Annotated in this window: 13 protein-coding genes, 1 tRNA gene and 1 pseudogene; 10 read left to right on the forward strand and 5 right to left on the reverse strand. The window is 63.6% G+C overall.

Annotated elements, in window-relative coordinates:
* Positions 1 to 149 precede the first annotated feature (149 nt).
* Positions 150 to 1,118 carry a complex I NDUFA9 subunit family protein gene (locus FNJ47_RS14035; protein ID WP_163153944.1) on the reverse strand — a complete coding sequence of 323 codons (969 nt, stop codon included), beginning with the start codon at positions 1,116 to 1,118 and terminating at the stop codon, positions 150 to 152.
* A gap of 147 nt (positions 1,119 to 1,265) precedes the next feature.
* Here FNJ47_RS14035 and FNJ47_RS14040 point away from each other — a divergent pair.
* From FNJ47_RS14040 to FNJ47_RS14050, 3 genes are all read left to right on the forward strand, one after another.
* Positions 1,266 to 1,352, forward strand: a tRNA-Leu gene (locus tag FNJ47_RS14040).
* Between the two features lie 454 nt (positions 1,353 to 1,806).
* Positions 1,807 to 2,823 carry an efflux RND transporter periplasmic adaptor subunit gene (locus FNJ47_RS14045; protein ID WP_235999874.1) on the forward strand — a complete coding sequence of 339 codons (1,017 nt, stop codon included), beginning with the start codon at positions 1,807 to 1,809 and terminating at the stop codon, positions 2,821 to 2,823.
* Entirely contained in the window at positions 2,816 to 5,956 is a 3,141-nt protein-coding gene (locus tag FNJ47_RS14050) for an efflux RND transporter permease subunit (RefSeq protein WP_175068376.1), read from the forward strand. The genes FNJ47_RS14045 and FNJ47_RS14050 overlap by 8 nt, the downstream gene beginning before the upstream one ends.
* A 35-nt stretch (positions 5,957 to 5,991) precedes the next feature.
* Here the strand turns inward: FNJ47_RS14050 and FNJ47_RS14055 are convergent, their stop codons facing one another.
* The 3 genes and pseudogenes from FNJ47_RS14055 to FNJ47_RS14065 form a co-directional block, all read right to left on the reverse strand.
* Positions 5,992 to 6,384 carry a hypothetical protein gene (locus FNJ47_RS14055; protein WP_163153946.1) on the reverse strand — a complete coding sequence of 131 codons (393 nt, stop codon included), beginning with the start codon at positions 6,382 to 6,384 and terminating at the stop codon, positions 5,992 to 5,994.
* Between the two features lie 57 nt (positions 6,385 to 6,441).
* Positions 6,442 to 7,311: pseudogene (locus tag FNJ47_RS14060) on the reverse strand (translation factor GTPase family protein); the annotation flags it as partial.
* A 118-nt stretch (positions 7,312 to 7,429) separates the two neighbouring features.
* Complete coding sequence (locus FNJ47_RS14065; protein ID WP_347341666.1) at positions 7,430 to 9,004, reverse strand: MFS transporter; 1,575 nt, start codon at positions 9,002 to 9,004, stop codon at positions 7,430 to 7,432.
* Positions 9,005 to 9,065: 61 nt separating this feature from the next.
* Here FNJ47_RS14065 and FNJ47_RS14070 point away from each other — a divergent pair, with 61 nt between their 5' ends.
* From FNJ47_RS14070 to ptsN, 7 genes are all read left to right on the forward strand, one after another.
* Positions 9,066 to 9,680, forward strand: coding sequence for a ribonuclease H-like domain-containing protein (locus FNJ47_RS14070; RefSeq protein ID WP_163153952.1), 615 nt, complete (start codon positions 9,066 to 9,068; stop codon positions 9,678 to 9,680).
* Between the two features lie 166 nt (positions 9,681 to 9,846).
* Positions 9,847 to 10,584, forward strand: a complete 738-nt coding sequence (gene lptC, locus FNJ47_RS14075) for an LPS export ABC transporter periplasmic protein LptC (RefSeq protein ID WP_163153954.1) — start codon at positions 9,847 to 9,849, stop codon at positions 10,582 to 10,584.
* Between the two features lie 5 nt (positions 10,585 to 10,589).
* On the forward strand, positions 10,590 to 11,318 hold the full coding sequence (locus tag FNJ47_RS14080) for an LptA/OstA family protein (protein ID WP_430649379.1): 729 nt from the start codon (positions 10,590 to 10,592) through the stop codon (positions 11,316 to 11,318).
* 523 nt (positions 11,319 to 11,841) lie between these two features.
* A complete protein-coding gene (gene lptB, locus FNJ47_RS14085) occupies positions 11,842 to 12,828 on the forward strand; it encodes an LPS export ABC transporter ATP-binding protein (RefSeq protein WP_163153957.1) in 987 nt (328 codons plus the stop codon).
* A gap of 89 nt (positions 12,829 to 12,917) precedes the next feature.
* Complete coding sequence (rpoN, locus tag FNJ47_RS14090; RefSeq protein WP_163153959.1) at positions 12,918 to 14,573, forward strand: RNA polymerase factor sigma-54; 1,656 nt, start codon at positions 12,918 to 12,920, stop codon at positions 14,571 to 14,573.
* A 184-nt stretch (positions 14,574 to 14,757) separates the two neighbouring features.
* Positions 14,758 to 15,357 carry a ribosome hibernation-promoting factor, HPF/YfiA family gene (hpf, locus tag FNJ47_RS14095; RefSeq protein WP_163153961.1) on the forward strand — a complete coding sequence of 200 codons (600 nt, stop codon included), beginning with the start codon at positions 14,758 to 14,760 and terminating at the stop codon, positions 15,355 to 15,357.
* 231 nt (positions 15,358 to 15,588) lie between these two features.
* Positions 15,589 to 16,050 carry a PTS IIA-like nitrogen regulatory protein PtsN gene (ptsN, locus tag FNJ47_RS14100; RefSeq protein WP_016843543.1) on the forward strand — a complete coding sequence of 154 codons (462 nt, stop codon included), beginning with the start codon at positions 15,589 to 15,591 and terminating at the stop codon, positions 16,048 to 16,050.
* A gap of 221 nt (positions 16,051 to 16,271) precedes the next feature.
* Here ptsN and FNJ47_RS14105 read toward each other — a convergent pair whose 3' ends face one another.
* Positions 16,272 to 16,877 carry a TetR/AcrR family transcriptional regulator gene (locus tag FNJ47_RS14105; RefSeq protein WP_347341667.1) on the reverse strand — a complete coding sequence of 202 codons (606 nt, stop codon included), beginning with the start codon at positions 16,875 to 16,877 and terminating at the stop codon, positions 16,272 to 16,274.
* Between the last annotated feature and the right edge of the window lie 265 nt (positions 16,878 to 17,142).

A 17,142-nucleotide genomic window follows, 5' to 3' on the forward strand; every position in this document is an offset into this window, starting at 1 on the left:
GTGGGAGGCCGGATCGCAAGGAAATGCGATCGGGGTGAGGGGGACTCACCGCGTACCCACATGCATCAGATTTTTGCGGAGGCAGCCCCGCACCCCAACCCTCCCCGTAAGAACGGGGCGAGGGAGCAAAGTCGCTTCGGGGATAGAGCTTACGCGCTCTTCTTCTGGAACTGCCCGGTCGCGCGGAAGCGCCAGAGATATTGCGGGGCGACCGCTTCCATCGAATCGGGCGTGATGCCGAGGCCCGCGAAGGTCAGGCCGGCAGCCTTGGCGGCGTCGGACACCACGTTGTCCGTGCGCAGCATCGCGACCTGGTCCGGGGTCAGCGTGAAGGGACCCGGGGCGAATTGCAGGACATACGACTGGAGCTTGGCGAGGCCGAACGGCAGCGGCGCCAGCATGCGATCGCGCTGGGTGATCTGGAGGATGATCTCCATGATCTCGCGCATCGTCAGCACTTCCGGGCCGCCGAGCTCGTAGGTTGCGCCCGCCTTCGCCTTGCCGTCGACGGCATCCGCCACCGCGTCGGCGACGTCGGCGACATAGGCCGGCTGCACCGTGTTGACCCCGCCGCCGACCAGCGGCAGCACCGGCGACATCCGCGCGAGCGCCCCGAAGCGGTTGGTGAACTGATCCTCGGGCCCGAACAGCAGCGACGGCCGCATGATGGTGGCCGACGGCAAGGCCGCCTGTACTGCCTTCTCACCTTCGGCCTTGGCGCGGAAATAGCCCGACAGCGAATTCTCGTCGGCGCCGATCGCCGAGACATGGACCATGCGGGCGCCGTTGGCGGCCGCCACCTTGGCGATGGTCTCGGCGCCCTTCACCTGCACCGCATCAAACGTCTGCCCGCCGCCTTCGGCCAGAATGCCGACCAGATTGATGGCGATCTGCGAATCACGCATCGCCGCCTCGACCGAGGCCGGGTAGCGGACATTGGCCTGGACGGCATGAATCTGGCCGACGCGGCCGAGCGGCTGCAGATGGCCGGCCAGTTCAGGCCGCCGCACCGCGACTCGCACGCGGTAATCGCGCTTGCAGAGCGCCCGAACCACATTCCGTCCCAGAAAACCCGATCCGCCGAAGACCGTGACGAGCGTTTCCAGGTTCGATGCCATGAGGTCCATTCCTGCCGGATTCGAGAACTATTCGGGGGAGTTAGTGATTTGGCGATACGCCATCAGCCCAATCCTGTACAGGCTATTTGAATTTCCAATCGCGAATTTGACAAGCGCGTAACCGATCCTTACTAAGCCGCTCCACATGCCCAGGTGGCGGAATTGGTAGACGCGCTGGCTTCAGGTGCCAGTGGCTTAACGGCCGTGAAGGTTCGAGTCCTTTCCTGGGCACCACCCCCTTTCCAAGCGATTGAAATCGCTAGGTTACGGGGAACTTGCGTGGCTCGCCTGTGCGCAAGACCGGGCATGCGGTGAGGCCGCTGCCCAGCCCGACTATCCTCACCCATCGATTGACTGACGACACCAGCCGATAATCCAGGCGCGGTGACATGAATCCGCGTCCTCGGACAGCTTCCAGCTGCCATCCAGCTCGCGATTCACCATCGCAGCGACAATTGGAGAGCCGGGCAGCCGCGACCGCGCGCGGGGCGTGCACTTGGTCGAGAGATCGGAATAGATTTCTTGGCTACAGTCGGAGTTCCCTGGAGGAGTATCGTGCCTCCAACCGATCGGTGGACTTCGCTGACCAGGGATGAGGCACGCGACAAGCGGCTACGGCGAAGGATGGGGACCTGAACTCCGGATGGGCAAGACATCGGCGATACGATTGCTCGGACATGCAGCCGTGATGGCCTGCCTGATCGGGCCTGTCCTGATGCCCGGAAGCGTCGTGGGGGAGCCGGAGCGCAAGGAATCAACGCAGCCGCAGTCAGGCACCCGCCCGACCACCGACGCGGATGAAAATCAGCTCGCCGTCGTCAAGCTCTCGGCCGACCAGCAAAGGCGGATCGGACTGGAAACGGCGGCTCTGGAGGCTGCCCCTCACTCGGAGCAGATCAGAGCGTATGGTGCGGTGCTCGATATCGCCCGCATCACCGAGCTGACCAACGGCTACGCCAATGCGCAGGCGCAGCTTCAGACGGCGCAGGCCAAATTCGACGTCGCCAAGAGCGCTTATGAGCGCACGAAGAATCTGGTCCAATCGGCCGCGCTCCCAAAGAAGGAGGCCGAGGCCGCCGAAGGTGCGTTCCGGACCGATCAGGCCTCGATTGCGGCGGCGGAATCGCAGGTCAAGACACTTGCTGCGACGGCGCAGCAGGAGTGGGGGGCGGTGATCGGCAAGGGCATCGTCGAGCGCTCGCCGGCAGTGGTGAAATTGATCGAGCGAGACAACTTTCTGGTCCAGGTCACGTTGCCGCCGGGCGAGACCCTGGCGCAGCTGCCGCGCACGGCTCTCGCGCAGGCGCCGACAGGCAACGCAAATATCGAACTGCAGTATCTGTCGCCGGCGACGCGAACCGAGCCGCGCATTCAGGGACTGAGCTACTTCTTTACTGCGCCTGGCGACAGCGGCCTGCTGCCGGGAATGAACGCGATTGCTTACGTGCCATCCGGGAAGACATACGAAGGTGTGTTCGTTGAAGACACCGCCATTGTGCGCTGGCAGGGCCGCTCCTGGGTTTACCTTCGCACCGGGCCCGATACTTTCAAGCGGTATCCGATCAATACGGACCAGCCGGTCTCGGACGACGACTATGTCGTGCGTGGGCTGCCTTCCCGGTCTGAGGTCGTGATCCGCGGCGCGCAAGTGCTGTTGTCCGAAGAGGCCAAGAGCGTGCTTCAGGGCAGCGGTGACAATGACTGACGCGTTGCGTTCGGGAGCGGTCGGGCCGCAGGCCGCTCTGGTCTCCTTTGCGATTCGCTTCCGGGGAATTGTCCTTGCGCTTGCCTGTGTGCTGCTTGGCTATGGCGTGTTGGCGCTGGGCAACGCCGAGTACGGCGTCTTTCCCGAATTCGCGTCACCGCAGGTCACAATTCAGACCGAAGCGCCCGGCCTCAGTCCGGAGCAAGTCGAGATTCTGGTCACGCAGCCGGTCGAGACATCGATCAATGGATTGGCCGGCGTGGACAGTATGAGATCCACGTCGATTCAAGGCCTCTCGGTCATTACGGTGGTGTTCCGGCCTGGCAGCGACATTTACCGTGCGCGTCAGTTGGTCACGGAGCGGTTGGCGGTGGTCGCTGGTCGTCTTCCGCAAGGCGTGCAGGCGCCGTCCATGACCCCGCTGACTCCAACGGCCGGTACGGTGCTGGTGATCGGCCTGACGTCCAAGACGCGCTCATTGATGGATCTGCGCACCATTGCGGATTGGACCCTGAGCAGGCGCCTGCTCGCGGTACCCGGTGTCGCGCAGGTTTCGACCTACGGCAGGGATGTGAGATCGCTGCAAGTGCAGGTCCGTCCCGACGATCTGATCCGGTTCAGGGTTGGCATGAACGACGTCCTGGCCGCCGCGCGGAAGGCCACGGGCGTCCGGGGTGCAGGCTTCATCGACACGGCCAACCAACGCATCACATTGCAGACGCAAGGCCAGTCCCTCACGCCCGAACAGCTGGCGCGTACGGTGCTGCTGCATGAAGGCGGCGCCAGCGTCGTGCTTGGCGACGTGGCGACCGTTGCAACTGCGCCGGAACCGCCGATCGGCGCGGCCCTCATCAACGGCGATCCGGGCGTGATGCTGATGGTTAGCCAGCAATACGGTGCGAACACCCGCGAGGTGACGCGGCGTGTCGAAGCCGCGCTGAATGAACTCCGCCCGGCGCTTGAGGCCGAACAGGTTGTGCTTCACGACGACCTGTTTCGGCCCGCCAACTTCATCGATACGGCCACCGCGAGCGTCCTGAACGCGCTGTTCATCGGCGGCGCGCTGGTGATCGTCATCCTGTTCCTTTTTCTGTTCGACTGGCGAACGTCGGTGATCAGCTGCACCGCCATTCCGCTTTCGCTGATTGCGGCGGTGCTTGCGCTTCAGTGGGCAGGCGAGTCGCTCAACACAATGACCTTGGGCGGACTTGCGATCGCGATCGGCGAGGTGGTCGATGATGCCGTGATCGGGGTTGAAAATGTCGTGCGTCGATTGCGGGAGAATGCGCGGCTCAGGGATCCGCGGCCTGCAGCCCGCGTGGTGCTTGACGCAATCCTGGAAGTTCGGACCGCCGTTGTGTACGCAACATTTGCGGTGCTGCTGGTGTTTTTCCCGATCCTCGGATTATCCGGGGTCGCCGGTCGTCTTTTCGGGCCCCTGGCCGTCGCGTACATCTTCGCCGTGTTCGCATCGCTCGTGGTCGCGCTCACCGTGACGCCTGCTCTCGCGATGCTGTTGCTGGGTGAGCGTGCCAGTCGCAAGGAGCAGCGTGAGCCGCCTCTGGTGCGCTGGTCTCGCCGTCACTATGAGGCGATGCTCGGCCGCATCGAGCAGTATCCGAAGCTGGTGATGACGACCGCGGTGGCTCTGACGCTAGCCGGAGCTGCATTGGTGCCGTTCTTCGGCGGAACGTTCCTGCCCGAGTTGAGGGAAGGTCACCTGATCCTGCACGTCACCATGGTTCCCGGCACGGCGCTCGACGAGTCGCTGCGGATCGGCAAGCTCATGACCGAGGCGCTCAAAGCGGTCCCCGGTGTGCGTACCGTCGCGCAACACGCGGGCCGTGCCGAGGCCGGCATCGACGCGCTCGGGCCGCACTACAGCGAGTTCGAAGTCGATCTGGCTCCGGGGCTCTCGGGGTCCGATCAGGAGAAGACAGAGAAGCTGATGCGGGCGGCCCTCGAGACATTTCCCGGCGTCGCGTTTTCGAGCAAAACCTATCTGACGGAGCGCATCGAGGAGACGGTATCCGGCTTCAGCGCCGCGGTCGCTGTGAACATCTACGGTACGGATCTCGATTCGCTGGACAACGCGGCGCGCGACGTCGCCCGGGAGCTCGGGGAAGTCCGCGGAGCGATCGATGTGCAGCAACAATCCCCGCCGGGAATGCCCCAGGTCAATGTGACCCTGCGGCCCGCTGATCTGCAGCGCTGGGGTCTCGATGCGGTCGAGGTTCTTGAGCTGATCCGTACCGCCTATCAGGGCGACGTGGTCGGTCAGGGCTATGAGGGTAACGTGGTCTTCAATGTGACCGTCATCCTCGACGTCCAGGCCCGCGCACGTCTCACGCAGATCGGTGATCTGCCCCTGCGCACGCCGAGCGGGGCCTATATTTTCCTCAAGCAGGTCGCCGACGTCTACGAAACCTCCGGCCGGTATCAGGTGATCCGTCGCGACGCGCAGCGGGCGCAGACCGTCACCGCGAATGTGAGCGGCCGCGATCTCGAATCGTTCGTCGCCGCTGCGAAGCGGAAGCTAGCGCGAGAAGTGAAACTGCCGCCCGGTGCACATATCGAGTTTGCAGGGGCGGCCGAGGCGCAGGCCCAATCGCGACGCGATCTTCTGGTGAACTCGGCAATGGCCGGGATCGGCATTGTCCTCCTGCTTGCAGTGGTGACCGGTCATTGGCGCAATCTTCTGCTCATCTTGATCAACCTGCCGTTCGCATTCGTCGGAGGCGTGTTCGCCGTGGCGTTGACCGGCGGCTTGCTTTCGTTGGGATCGGTGGTCGGCTTGGTCACCTTGTTCGGGATCACGCTGCGCAATTCCATCCTGATGATCTCGCATTATGAACATCTGGTCGTCGCCGAGGGCAGGGCGTGGAGCGCTGCGACGGCCATAACGGGCGCGGCCGACCGCCTCGTTCCGATCCTGATGACGTCGCTGGTCACCGGCCTCGGCCTGCTGCCGCTTGCGCTCGGCGCGGGCGAGCCTGGGCGGGAGATCGAGGGGCCGATGGCGGTCGTGATTCTCGGCGGGCTCTTGACCTCGATGGCCCTGAACCTGCTGGTATTGCCGACTCTTGCGTTGAGATACGCGCGGTTCGATGGCGGACATAGGTCGGCCTTGTGACCAGCGTCGCGGCAGCGGACCGGTGACGTCAGCGATCAGTCGGGCCGATGCGGATACACCGTGATCCCGATGTCCGCGCCGACGCGGCCTATCTGGAGCAGCATGTCCGCCGGGATCGTTGCATCCAGTGCGGGATCATCGCATCCCCCCGCAAATCCGTAGCAGAAGGTGCGCGAGGTGCACTCCTGCCAAAGTGCGCGCATCGCGTCGGGAAATTCGTCGATGATCGCCAGGAACTGATGCGTGCACCACTGTGCGTCTTGAGCCGGCGCTTCGCTGGCGAGTTCGAGGACGAGGAGAAACTGTCGCTCGAATTCCTGATGCGCGATAACCATGACCCTTTGATCCAGATGCGCGACGAGCGCACTGAGATCCGAGTTCGACTTGAGAACCAGGTCCAGATTCAGGAATCGCGGCGGTGTCACCACGTCGTGCCTCTCTCAAACATTGGACCAGACCCGGTCGCCATATCCGTTCGGTAGTCACTACGCACGCATCCCAACCGCAGGTCCAAACGGTGGATCATCGTCGTTCGGCGGCGCCTCGGCGTAGTGATCCAACTGCATCGAGAAGCTCGCGCGGCCCTGGCTGGTGGGGCGCAGGCTGTTCACGTAGCCGAACATGCTCATGAGCGGCACCATCGCGGTGACGGCAACGCCATCGCTGTGTGCGCGCCGGACCAGGAGCCTTGCGCGGCGAAGGTTCAGATCGCGGATGACAGCGGCGGCGCAGTCCTCCGGGGTCAGCACCTCGACCTTCATGACCGGTTCGAGCAAAACAGATTCGCCCATCTGAAGCGCCTCGCGGAAGCAGGCGCGCGCGGCGATCTCAAAGGTCGGCGCCGACGAATCGACATCGTGGAACTTGGCGTCGATCAGCTGCACCTTGACGTCGACGACCGGAAATCCCGCGACCACGCCGGACGGCAGCACGCTTTCGAGACCCTTTTCGACGCCCGAGATGTACGCCTTCGGCACCGCGTCGCCGCCGATCGTCGATTCGAACGCGTAGCCCTTGCCGGGCCCGTTCGGCTCAACGATCAGGGTCACGGCCGCGAACTGGCCGGTACCGCTCGTTTGTTTCTTGTGGGTGTAGCTGTGCTCAACGCGCCGGGTTATGCGTTCAAGGAACGCGACCTGCAGCGCGCCGATATGAGCGTCGATTCCGTAGACGCGCTTCAGGAGGTCGATCCTGCCGTCCAGATGAAGTTCGCTGACGCCCTTCAGGATGGTTTGACCCGATTCGGGATCGATCGACACGCGAAACGATGGATCTTCCGCGGTTAGCTCGGCGAGCGCAGCTTTGAGCTTCGCGTCATCTGCCTTCGACCTGGGCTCGATCGCAACTTCGATAATGCCGGGTTGCATTGTGTGATCCACCATCGCCTTACGATAGCACGGGATGAGCCGCGCGTGGCGTGGGCGCCGAAAATATCGGCGCCGGCCGGCGTCGTCGGATCGAGCGGCGCCACCCTCACACCATACGGCGTCCAGCGCGGCGAGCGATCGGCTTCTGCACGAAGTACATCGCGATCATCGAGATCATTGAGCTCGCCACGACGACGTAGCCGATCCGGTCGAAATGCAGCAGCGAGCCGTCCGGATTCTCCGCGACGATCGCGGCTGCAACCACCGAGCCTAACCCGCCCGAGAGCTGCTGCACCGACGCGCTGATTGCGCTGAACGAGCCGCGCTGGCTGGCGTCGGGGATCGCCGACATCAGCGCCTGGGACGGGATCATGCGCGAGAAGATGCCGACGAACATCAGCACATTGACGACGATCGCGGTCAGCAGCGAGACGTGGCCGAGATGGGTGTAGATCAGCACCATGATGGCCGACACCACGCAGCCGAAGACGAAGGTCGGATACTTGCCGAACGCATCGCTCGCGCGGCCGACCAGCGGCCCCATCAGGATGCTGAACAGGCCGGAGACGAGATAGATCGTCGGCAGATGGACGATGTCGATGCCGAGATTGTGCACGGTGAAGGCGCTGCCGAACGGCATCAGCATGAAGCCGCCGGTCGCCAGCAGCGTCGTCACCATGAAGGCGAGCGTGTAGCGGGGCTGCGCTACCGTCGCGATCAGATGCTGGAACGGGTTGCGGTCATGCTGCAGCTTGAGATGCCCGTCGACCGGCTCCATGACAAGCGCGATCGTGGCGATCGCCGCGAGCGACAGGCCGACGATGGCCACGAAGCAGATGTGCCAGTTCCAGTGATTGGCCAGGAAAAGTCCGGCAGGCACGCCGAGCACCTGGCTTGCGGCGAACGCGGTCTGGATGAAGCCCATCACTCGGCCGCGCAGCTGCAGCGGAAACAGGTCGGTGACGATCGCGAGCACGACGGAGCCGATCACGCCGCCGAACAGGCCGGTGACGATGCGGCCGAGCAGCAGCACGTGGAAATTCTGCGCCAGTGCGCACAGCACGGTGCCGAACGTGAAGCCGACATAGAAAAACAGCAGCATCCGCTTGCGGTCGAAGCGATCGGCAAAGCCGGCGGCGAGGATGCCGGAAATGCCCGCCGCGAACGCGTAGGCCGAAACCGCGACGCCGAACTGCCCGGCGGTGATGTTGAGGGACGGCATCAGGATCGCGCCGAGCGGCGACATGATGATGAAGTCGAGGATCAGGGTGAATTGCGTGAACGCAAGCAGCGCGATCAGGAACGTTTGATAGCGCGAAAAGCCGCGTTCCTGTTGGTCGTCGTCGATCGGCGCGGCGATGGTCTGTTCCGACATGAGGCTCATTTCTGATGATGAGTAGGACGTGCGAGCGGCTGGGCACAGATAGGGGCGCCGTTGGTGGATTTCATCGGCGTGGACGCGCAAAAAAAGGCGCGGAAGTGTGATCAAGGCCCCGAGATGTCCACTCCTCCATATGGGCATCGTGCGGCCACCGAACATCCCGCCGCTGATCGTTTGAATTGCAGCGTGATTCATATGCAACAGAGGTTGCGCGAAGCCGGGCCATCGTGTCTGTATGTGGCAGGAGCCCGGGCCGAAACCCCGGGCTGAGCGGCCCGGAGACCGTCTATCCGCTCGCATCCCGGGCGTTTGGGGGCTAGTGTCGCCTGTCGAATCGATCCGAGACCTGAGGCCTTATTTCATGACCATCCGCCTGCATCGCGGCGACCTGCCCGATCTCTCCCGCTACACCGATTCAGTGGCGATCGACACCGAGACCATGGGCCTGCATCCGCATCGTGACCGGCTCTGCGTGGTGCAGATGTCGAACGGCGACGGCACCGCCGACGTGATCCAGATTCCAAAAGGCCACACCGATTCGCCGAACCTGAAGGCGCTGCTCGCGGACCCCAAGATCACCAAGCTCTTCCACTTCGCACGGTTCGACGTCGCGGTACTCTACAACACCTTCGGCGTCATGCCGGCGCCTGTCTATTGCACCAAGATCGCCTCGCGCCTGTCGCGCACCTACACCGACCGCCATGGCCTGAAGGACCTGGTGCGCGAGGTGCTGAACGTCGAGCTGTCGAAACAGCAGCAATCGAGCGACTGGGGCGCACAAGGCCTCAGCGAGGCCCAGCTCGCCTACGCCGCGTCCGACGTGCTGCACCTGCATGCGCTGCGCGACAAGCTGAATGTGATGCTCGCGCGCGAAGGGCGGACCGATCTCGCTCAGGCGTGCTTTGACTTCCTGCCGACGCGCGCCAGGCTCGATCTTGACGGCTGGGAGGCCGAGGACATTTTCGCTCATTCATGATGGGCGCCGAATTCGTCGCGGCGGGGGCGGTTTCGCCCCGTTTCGGCCAAACTGTTCACGCGTGGTCCGCCTTGAAGTCGGCTTGGGGCGGCGCGACGGAGGTTCGGGCTGCATATTCGGGCGGCTCCGGCTAGAATAGGGGCAGTTTCGTGCCTCTGGAGCTCAGGTGAATTCGGTTCAGAATCCAGCCTATGTGACGGGCCTCGAGGCGCGCTTTGCCGCCGCCGCGCGGCACAGCCGCATGGTGCGGATCCTGCGCGTCGCGGTACCTGCGATGGTCGGGCTGGCGATGGCCTCGATCGTCTTCGTCTCGGTCTATAATCCATTCCGCGAATTGATCCCCAAGCTGCCGGTCGAGATGGACAACCTCGTGGTGTCAGGCACCAAGATCACGATGGAATCGCCGCACATCGCCGGCTTCTCCACCGACGGGCGGCCCTATGAAATGTGGGCCAAGGCCGCGATCCAGGACATCACCGATCCCGACCATGTCGAGCTGAAGACGATCCGCGCCAAGGTGGCGCAGCAGGATCAGTCGACAGTGACGATGGATGCACGGACCGGCTTCTTCGACAACAAGAAGCAGCTGCTCGACCTGCGCCAGGATATCTTCCTGCAGTCGTCGACGGGCTATGAGGCGAAGCTGACGCAGGCCCTCGTCGACATCAACAAGGGCAACGTGTCGTCGGACGAGCATGTCGACGTCAAGCTGCTCCAGGGTACGCTGACATCAGACAGGCTCAGGATCTACAACAGCGGCGAGCTCGTGCGCTTCGAAGGCAACGTCGTGATGAATCTCGACAAGCTCGGCGACAACGATGCGAACCCGCCGGCCGAGCCCGCATCACCGCCACCTCCTCCTCCGGCGCCGCCGAAGGCGCGCAAGTCCGCCAACACGAAATGATTTTGATGATGAGACGTTTTCCGCACGGCACGGCAATTGCGGTCTTTCTGCTCGCGCTGTTCGCGGCGAGTGCCGCGTCCGCGCAGGGCTCGATGAGCGGCGTTCCCAACGCCATGCAGGGCTTTTCGCAGAACCGCGATCAGCCGATTCAGATAGAGGCCGCCTCGCTCGAAATGCGCGACAAGAAGAAGGAGGCGACCTTCGCCGGCAATGTGAAGGTCGTGCAGGGCGACACCACCATGACGTCGAAAACACTGGTCGTGTTCTACGAGGATAAGTCGACCCAGACGCCGGCGCCCGCCCCGAGCGGCACCAAGGCCGCGGCCGCCAAGGGCGCGCCGATGCAATCGGCGACGCCCGGCCCCGGCGGCGCGTCGTCGATCAAGCGACTCGAGGCGAAGGGCAACGTCGTCGTGACCCAGAAAGACCAGGTCGTCACCGGCGAGACCGCGATCTTCGACACCAAGACCAATTTGATCACCATGATCGGTGGCGGCGGCGGACAGGTGGTGCTGACCCAGTGCCAGAACGTGTTGCGCGGCGACCGCCTGCTGGTCGACATGACCACCGGCGTCTCGCGGGTCGAATCCGACAACGGCAAGGTGCAGGGCCTGTTCATCCAGTCGCAGGGCGGACAGACCGGCAAGGGTGGCTGCGGAACGCCAGCCGCCCCGGGCACAGCCCCAGCGGCCCCGTCACCGCTTCAACTGCTTCCGGGCAGCAAGTCGAAATAACGACCGCTGCTGCGAGGAAGGCCATGTTGACGCTTCCGTCGCGCACCGCAGTTCTCGCCATCCTCGCTGCGACGACGCTCGACCATGCGCATGGACAGGGTAGCGCGTCAGTGCCCAACAATGCCATGCAGGGCTTCGCGCAGAATCGCGACCAGCCGGTAAGCCCCCCGTCGGCTTCCGCCAGGCCATCAAAAGCAAGATAAATCAATACATTAGATAATATTTTGCGGGCGCGAGGTTGAAGCGCGCGGGGCGAGACTGTATCTACTGCTGCGGCCCGGCCGAACGATGCGCCTTGAGGGGGAGTGATGTCGGCCGGAGGGGCATCCATTCATTCAAGGCGCGGGAGATCGCGCTTTGCCGTGTTGTTTGAGCATGATCTCCGCCGCAAACGCGTCCGCTTTTGTTGCGAAGGAAGGCCGGTGTTCAGTTTTCCGGCTCATGCTTGCGCCTTCGCATGCGAATCGATTGGTCCGCAGGCAAAAGTCGCGGGATCCGTGTGAAAGGCTGAAGCGAAGCGGGGATGGTGGATTTTCTCGGCATGTTCCGGCGGCGCCCTGCAAAACGCAGTTCCGGATTTGCGCGCTCGCATGACGACATCACGGCGCTCGACGACCAGTTCGGCGAGATGCTGACGTCTCCGGTGCGCGATGCGCCGCCGATGGCGCGCGCCGCCCCGGTCCCCGGCGTCGAGCTGCCGCGGTCCCAGCCGGCTGCCGCGTCCGCTCCAGCGCGTGCGAGGCCCGCCCGTAACAACGCCGCTGCTGCGCCGCAGCTCATCAAGCGGCCGGGTTATCTCGCCGTGCACAGCGTGGAAAAGAGCTTTGGCAGCCGCCAGGTCGTGCGTGGCGTCAGCATTTATGTTCGCCGCGGCGAGGCGGTCGGCCTGCTCGGGCCCAACGGCGCCGGCAAGACCACCGTGTTCTACATGATCACCGGCCTGATCAAGGCCGATCGCGGCGCGATCGAGCTCGATGGCCACGACGTCACCAAGCTGCCGATGTATCAGCGCGCACGCCTCGGCATCGGCTATCTGCCGCAGGAAGCCTCGATCTTCCGCGGCCTGACGGTCGAGCAGAACATCCGCGCCGTGCTCGAGGTCGTCGAGCCCTCGAAGAAGAAGCGCGAGCACGAGCTGGATTCGCTGCTCGACGAATTCAACATCACGCGGCTGCGCAAGAGCCCGTCGATCGCGCTGTCCGGCGGCGAGCGCCGCCGCGTCGAAATCGCGCGCGCGTTGGCGACGCGGCCCAATTACATGCTGCTCGACGAACCGTTCGCCGGCATCGACCCGATCGCGGTCGGTGACATTCAGGACCTCGTCCGCCACCTCACCAACCGCGGCATCGGCGTGCTCATCACCGACCACAATGTCCGCGAGACGCTCGGCCTGACCGACCGTGCCTACATCGTCTATGCCGGTGAGATCTTGACTGAGGGCAGCCCGGAAGAGATCGTTAACGATCCGGATGTACGCAGGCTTTACCTTGGCGAGGAATTCCGCCTCTAGCCCAAAAATTGCATCCGTCAAGCCGTGTACAAGCTTCACGGACTAAGATAAGCAAGAATCGAGCCAACTTTCAGGTCGATCTTGCCTCCATGGCGCTGACGCAAAGACTAGAGTTCCGCCAGTCGCAGTCGCTGGTGATGACGCCGCAGCTGATGCAGGCGATCAAGCTGCTGCAACTGTCGAACCTTGATCTGTCGACCTTTGTCGAGGAAGAGCTGGAGCGCAACCCGCTGCTCGAGCGGGCCGCCGACGGGCCGGAGCCGCCGGTGGCGGGCGAGCCGGCCATGGAGCGGTCGGACTACGGCGATTCCGACGGTTCCAACAATTATGGTGACGACGGCGACGCATCCGACATGGCCGCCGGTTCGGGCGGCGAGGCCGCCTTCGAGCCCGGCCAGGAGGAGTGGCTGAACCGCGACCTCGGCACCCGCGCCGAGATCGAGCAGACGCTCGATACCGGTCTCGACAATGTGTTCTCCGAGGAGCCGGCGGAAGCGGCCGCACGTGCCGCGCAGGACGCGCCACCGTCGGTCTATACCGAATGGGGTGGCGGCGCCTCCAGCGACGACGAATACAATCTCGAAGCCTTCGTGGCCGCCGAGCTGACGCTCGCCGACCACCTCGCCGAACAGCTCGCGGTGGCGTTCTCGGCGCCGGCGCAGCGCATGATCGGGCAGTATCTGATCGATCTCGTCGACGACGCCGGCTACCTGCCGGCCGATCTCGGCCAGGCCGCCGAGCGGCTTGGCGCATCGCAGCAAGCGGTCGACGAGGTCGTCGCGGTGCTGCAGAAATTCGATCCGCCGGGCGTCTGCGCGCGAAACCTGAGCGAGTGCCTGGCGATCCAGCTGCGCGAGCTCGATCGTTACGATCCGGCGATGCAGGCGCTGGTCGAGCATCTCGACCTGCTCGCCAAACGCGACATCGCAGGCCTGCGGAAGCTCTGCGGCGTCGACGATGAAGACATCACCGACATGATCGCGGAGATCCGCCGGCTCGATCCGAAGCCCGGCCTGAAGTTCGGCGCCTCGCGGACGCAAACCATGGTGCCTGACGTCTATGTGCGTCCAGGCCCCGACGGCGGCTGGCATGTCGAGCTCAACAGCGACACTCTGCCACGCGTCCTGGTCAACCAGACCTATTACTCTGAGCTGTCGAAAACGATCCGCAAGGACGGTGACAAGTCGTACTTCACCGACTGCCTGCAGAACGCGACCTGGCTGGTGCGCGCGCTCGATCAGCGCGCCCGCACCATCCTGAAGGTCGCAACTGAAATCGTTCGCCAGCAGGATGGTTTCTTCACCTATGGCGTCGCGCATTTGAGGCCGCTCAATCTCAAGGCGGTGGCGGATGCGATCCAGATGCATGAATCGACGGTGTCGCGCGTCACCGCGAACAAATACATGGCGACCAATCGCGGCAGTTTTGAATTGAAGTATTTTTTCACTGCGTCGATCGCGTCCGCCGACGGCGGCGAGGCGCATTCGGCCGAGGCGGTGCGACACCATATCAAGCAACTGATCGACGGCGAGGCGCCGTCGGCGATCCTGTCCGACGACACGATCGTGGAACGTTTGCGCGCTTCGGGCATTGATATCGCCCGCCGCACCGTCGCGAAGTACCGCGAGGCGATGCGGATACCATCCTCGGTGCAGCGTCGCCGTGACAAACAGAGCATGCTCGGTAATGCCCTTTCGGCCCCAGCCTCCTCGTCCGACCGGTCGCGCGATACAGCCTCCGTTTAGGTTACTTCTTGAGCGGGACCCCGTTCGAGTACGGGCGGGTTCATGCGCTCGTTGCGTTCGCGTCAAATCGGGATAGTCTCAATCTTCCTGGCGATGCGTCGTCCAGCAAGGGAGGTGACCGGAAGCCCAGCAAACATCATGCTCCTGCAAGAGTGATCGAGGCATCCAGCAATCGAGGCATCAAATGACCCTTCGAATCTCGGGAAAGAGCATCAGCATCGGCGAGGCGCTTCGCGCGCGCGTCAGCGAGCGCACCGACGAGGTCCTACGAAAGTATTTTGATGGCAACTATTCCGGTCACATCACGCTGAGCAAGGATGGCTTCGGCTTCCGAACCGACTGCGCGCTGCATCTGGATTCCGGCATCACGCTGGAAGCCGAATCCAACGCCGCCGACGCCTATGCCAGCGCGGATGTCGCGCTGCTGATGATCGAGAAGCGCCTGCGCCGCTACAAGAGCCGGCTCAAGGACCGCTCTGCCCGCAAGACGTATGCTGCGACTGCGGCGCTCGCCGAACTGAACGGCGCCGGGCTCGATGCGCCGAGCTACGTCATCGAGGCGCCCGAGAACGAGGACGAGGTCACCGAATACAGCCCGGTGATCATTGCCGAGGCAACCACCGCGCTGAAACGGCTGTCGGTCAGCGAAGCCGTGATGGAGCTCGATCTGACCGGCGCCTCCTGCCTGGTGTTCCAGCATGGCGGCAGTGGCCGGTTGAACATCATATACCGCCGTACGGACGGCAATGTCGGCTGGGTCGATCCGCCCGCGGTCAGCCCCTGAGGATATATGGCAGATGGCATTGACGTCCGAAGCCAGCCCTGCTTATGGTCCGCCGCCTCCAGGAATAAGGGGGACGGAACAGGGTTCGCAGCTGTTGGCACCGCCGATACGTTGGAGTAGAAGCCCTGCCAACCGGACCCGGGCTAAGCCCGCATCCCACCTCATCTTCTTGACGCCGCCGCTGTAAAGCCTATTTCGCAACCTGACGGTCATTCACCTCGGAACGTCCCAATGCCGATTACCGATCTGGTCGCACCCGAGGCGATACTCCCGGCTTTGAAAGTCATCAGCAAGAAGCAGGCGCTGCAGGAACTCGCCGCGCGCGCTTCGGCTCTAACCGGGCAGAACGAACGCGCCATCTTTGAGGTGCTGCTGCAGCGCGAGAAGCTCGGCACCACGGCGGTCGGCTATGGCGTCGCCATTCCGCACGGCAAGCTGCCCAAACTGGAAAAGCTGTTCGGCTTCTTCGCCCGCCTCGAGCGCCCGATCGATTTCGAGGCGATGGATGGCCAGCCGGTCGATCTGATCTTCCTGCTGCTGGCGCCCGAAGGCGCCGGCGCCGATCATCTCAAGGCGCTGGCGCGCATCGCCCGGCTGTTGCGCGACCAGGACGTCGCCAAGAAGCTCCGTGCCTCGCGCGACGCGCAGGCGATCTATTCGGTGCTCGCATTGCCGCCGGCGAGCGCGGCATAAGCATCCGCGTCAGCGAATTCGTTCGCATCCGCGCGCCGTTCATTCGCGCAACTGTCATCAAGACATAGCCGACACGCGTCGGCGTACGCCAACGTGTGATCGTTTCAATTCCCGTAGCCCGGATGAAGCGAAGCGCAATCCGGGAAGATCTCACAGCCAGCACGAGTCCCGGATTTCGCTGCGCTCCATCCGGGCTACGAAGCTGCGTATGCCGCAACGCCTCAGCAGATCGTCGGCAGCAGGCGGCGGACTTCGTCGAGCAGATCCGGAACCGCCTTCTTGTCATCCGCGAGGTGCCTGAGCAGCGCACTCTGGAACAGGCCGTCGAACAGGGCATAGAGCGCGGCCGGTGACGACGCCGGCCGCTTGTTGCCGAGCTCGGCGTAGCGCGTGGCGATGCGCCAGATCATCGCTTCAAGGCTCTTGTCGATCTCGAGCACGTCCTTGCGAAACGCCGGCTCAAACATCGCCTGCGAACGCAGATCGTACCAGAGCCGATGCATGCGCGCTTCGTTCTCGAGCGTTGCCGCGAGCTTGGCGAGGAAGCCTTCGGTCAATTCGTCGCGGCTCTGTGCCGTCGTCACCACCTCGTCATATCGCGTCACGCATTTCGCCTTGTAGTGGCGGACGCAACAGCAGATCAGATCGAGCTTGTCGCTGAAGTAGTAGTGAAACACGCCGTGCGTGAATGCGGAGTTCTGCGCGATCTCGCGCAGGCTGGTGCGCGCGAAGCCGAGCTCGCCAAGCGTTTCCAGCGCGGCCTCCGCTAGCTCGATGCGCCGTGCGTTGAACTTCTCGTCGCGCAGCGTCTCGGCCGCTACGGCCACACGCTGGGCCGCTCCTGTCGCTTGCCGCGCCATCCGGTGCCCATCCTCTGTCTTTTCCGACTAGAGCCTATTCCGTTTCGATTGAATCGGAACGGGGCTCTAAATTCTTGTTTGACGCGTTTTCTTCACGCGAACCGGAATCCACTTCGCTTGAAAACGCCTTGAGCAACTATACCGCGGCGACTGCGGTGTGCTCCATCCCTTCACAATCATCCTCTTTGACACTTGTCAAATTCAGGCTTGACAAGTGTCAAGTCCCTGGACG

This window comes from Bradyrhizobium uaiense, assembly GCF_010811875.1.
In the GTDB taxonomy this organism is placed as follows: domain Bacteria; phylum Pseudomonadota; class Alphaproteobacteria; order Rhizobiales; family Xanthobacteraceae; genus Bradyrhizobium; species Bradyrhizobium uaiense.

Bases quoted from the DNA above. Each gene is read 5' to 3' on its own strand.
- ptsN (WP_016843543.1), top strand. From the start codon at position 15,589: ATGCCGATTACCGATCTGGTCGCACCCGAGGCGATACTCCCGGCTTTG.
- hpf (WP_163153961.1), top strand. From the start codon at position 14,758: ATGACCCTTCGAATCTCGGGAAAGAGCATCAGCATCGGCGAGGCGCTT.
- FNJ47_RS14035 (WP_163153944.1), bottom strand. From the start codon at position 1,118: ATGGCATCGAACCTGGAAACGCTCGTCACGGTCTTCGGCGGATCGGGT.
- FNJ47_RS14065 (WP_347341666.1), bottom strand. From the start codon at position 9,004: ATGCGAGCGGATAGACGGTCTCCGGGCCGCTCAGCCCGGGGTTTCGGC.
- FNJ47_RS14080 (WP_430649379.1), top strand. From the start codon at position 10,590: ATGATGAGACGTTTTCCGCACGGCACGGCAATTGCGGTCTTTCTGCTC.
- rpoN (WP_163153959.1), top strand. From the start codon at position 12,918: ATGGCGCTGACGCAAAGACTAGAGTTCCGCCAGTCGCAGTCGCTGGTG.
- FNJ47_RS14070 (WP_163153952.1), top strand. From the start codon at position 9,066: ATGACCATCCGCCTGCATCGCGGCGACCTGCCCGATCTCTCCCGCTAC.
- FNJ47_RS14045 (WP_235999874.1), top strand. From the start codon at position 1,807: ATGGCCTGCCTGATCGGGCCTGTCCTGATGCCCGGAAGCGTCGTGGGG.
- FNJ47_RS14050 (WP_175068376.1), top strand. From the start codon at position 2,816: ATGACTGACGCGTTGCGTTCGGGAGCGGTCGGGCCGCAGGCCGCTCTG.
- lptB (WP_163153957.1), top strand. From the start codon at position 11,842: ATGGTGGATTTTCTCGGCATGTTCCGGCGGCGCCCTGCAAAACGCAGT.